The organism is Mesorhizobium sp. M7A.F.Ca.CA.004.06.1.1, from assembly GCF_003999135.1.
In the GTDB taxonomy this organism is placed as follows: Bacteria; Pseudomonadota; Alphaproteobacteria; order Rhizobiales; family Rhizobiaceae; genus Mesorhizobium.
Genome location: NZ_RZPQ01000913.1, coordinates 1 through 2,074 on the forward strand (window position 1 = coordinate 1; position 2,074 = coordinate 2,074).

At 61.6% G+C, this 2,074-nt stretch carries 3 protein-coding genes; 1 reads left to right on the forward strand and 2 read right to left on the reverse strand.

Features of this window, described 5'->3' with window-relative positions; translation table 11 throughout:
* The coding region (locus tag EN906_RS32045; protein WP_127375678.1) for a plasmid stabilization protein at positions 1 to 191 on the forward strand (191 nt) is incomplete at its 5' end.
* Positions 192 to 243: 52 nt separating this feature from the next.
* Here EN906_RS32045 and EN906_RS32050 read toward each other — a convergent pair.
* Both EN906_RS32050 and EN906_RS32055 read right to left on the reverse strand, forming a co-directional pair.
* Positions 244 to 663 (reverse strand): VOC family protein, encoded by a 420-nt coding sequence (locus tag EN906_RS32050; protein WP_127268386.1) that lies wholly within the window; start codon positions 661 to 663, stop codon positions 244 to 246.
* 28 nt (positions 664 to 691) lie between these two features.
* On the reverse strand, positions 692 to 2,017 hold the full coding sequence (locus EN906_RS32055) for a folylpolyglutamate synthase/dihydrofolate synthase family protein (protein ID WP_127301845.1): 1,326 nt from the start codon (positions 2,015 to 2,017) through the stop codon (positions 692 to 694).
* Positions 2,018 to 2,074: the final 57 nt, after the last annotated feature.

A 2,074-nucleotide genomic window follows, 5' to 3' on the forward strand; every position in this document is an offset into this window, starting at 1 on the left:
GCGCAAAAGCACGAGATATTGCTCATCGACTCGCTCGTCGCGAAAACCGTTCAATAGCTGATATCGTCGAACGCGCACTTGAATCCTATGAGATTCGGGAGGCCGGGCGAGAACCGGCCTCCCTCTTCTATTCCCGCCTGACGGCAAGCATCGGCGTCGACATCGATCTGGAAGCAATCATACCATTGTGATTTCAGAGACCCTTAGAAAGGCGCCTGATGCGGTGTCATGGCTTGGCTGGTCTCACCAATCAGCGATGCGGTCGTCGCCGGTGAATTGTGCGCTTTTCTGGGTGTACTCGAACAACTCGATTTTCACGTCGTTTGGATCGCGGATCCAGGCCTGAAATGTGTCATCGCAGGCCAGTTTCTTTGAGGTGACGTCGACACCTTTCGACCTGATGTGGGCGATCGCGGCATCAATGTTCTCCACTTCTAGGCAGAAGTGGTTGATCTGGTTCAGGTCGCCATAGCGGGCCTCGTTTTTCCCGAACACCTCGACATGGCTGCCGCCGCCGCAATCGAGGTAGAACCCGAAAATCTTGCCGTCACGCAGGAAATTGAAGCAGGTGTCCATGCCCAGCACGTCGCGATAGAAGCTTCGTGTCGCTTCAAGGTCGTTGGCGAAGATGCAGACGTGAGCGAGCTGCTTGACCTTGATCATGACAGGTTCCTCGCAGAAAAATCCGCCTTCAGGTCGGCGGGGTGCCGTTCTCGGCCAGCACCGCGCCGGTCAGATACAACGAACCGCTGATCAGGATGCGTGGCGCCGGACCGTCCCAGGTGTCGCGCAGCAGCATCAGCGCGCTGGCGACGGAACTCACCGGCTCGGCGGTCAGCCCGGCTTCCGTCGCGCGGACCGCCAGTTCGTCGTTTGGCACGCCGGCCTCGCTAAGGCTCACCGGCACCGTGTAGACATGCCGGGCGAGGCCCTTGAAGGCACGGAAATAGCCGCTCTGGTCCTTGGTGTTGATCATGCCCGAGATGAGGAACAGCGGACGCGGGTTCTTCTCTTCCTGCTCGGCCAACGCTTCGGCAACCACCACGCCGGCCCCCGGATTGTGGCCACCGTCGAGCCAGATATCGGCGCCCTTGGGTGCCAGTTCGGCCAGCCGGCCCTGCATCAGCTTCTGCATACGCCCTGGCCAGGCGACATTGATCATCGCCTTTTCGGCGGCGCGATGGCTGATCTCGAAACCGGCCGCCTTGACCGCGGCGATCGCCGCCGCCGCATTGGCGAACTGATGGCGTCCGGGCAGCCTGGGCGGTGGCAGGTCCATCAAGCCGTCTTCGTCCTGGTAGACCATGCGGCCGTTTTCCTCGAAGGCAAGGAAGTCCTGGCCGTAGACGAAGGTGGGGCATTCAAGCCGCTCGGCGGTTTCGATCAGCACCTGCAGCGCCGTTTCGCTCTCCTGCGCGCCGATGACCACCGGACAGCCGGGCTTGATAATACCGGCCTTTTCGGCCGCGATCAGTTCGACACGGTCCCCGAGATAGGCCTCGTGGTCGAGCGACACCGGCATGATCACTGACACGGCCGGCTCCTTGACGACATTGGTCGCGTCGAAGCGGCCGCCGAGCCCGACCTCGATGATGGCGGCGTCGGCCTGGTGTTCGGAAAACAAGAGGAAGGTGACGGCGGTGAGAATCTCGAAGACGGTGATCTTCTCGCCTTCATTGGCTCTGGCCGCACGGGCAATAGCATCGGCGAAAACCCTGTCCTCGACCAGCCTGCCGCCGCCATCGGCGGCCAGCCGGTAACGCTCATACCAGTTGACCAGATGCGGCGAGGTGTGAACATGGACGCGGTAGTCCGCTGCCTCGAGCAGGGCGCGCGAAAAGGCGGCGCACGAGCCTTTGCCGTTGGTGCCGGCGATGTGGATGACCGGTGGCAGCCGATCCTGCGGATCGTCAAGCCGCTCCAGCAGCCGCGAAATGCGGTCGAGCGAAAGGTCGAAGCCTTTCGGATGAAGCGCCATCAGGGCTTCGATTTCGCGGTCGGCGGCAAGCGTCGTCATGGCAGAATCCTAGCGCATGAGCCGTGAAAACCAGAATCGGTTTCGGATGGCTATGGC

What these genes read in the sequence shown, in the direction of transcription:
- EN906_RS32050 (WP_127268386.1), bottom strand. Translation starts at nt 663, where the DNA reads ATGATCAAGGTCAAGCAGCTCGCTCACGTCTGCATCTTCGCCAACGAC.
- EN906_RS32055 (WP_127301845.1), bottom strand. Translation starts at nt 2,017, where the DNA reads ATGACGACGCTTGCCGCCGACCGCGAAATCGAAGCCCTGATGGCGCTT.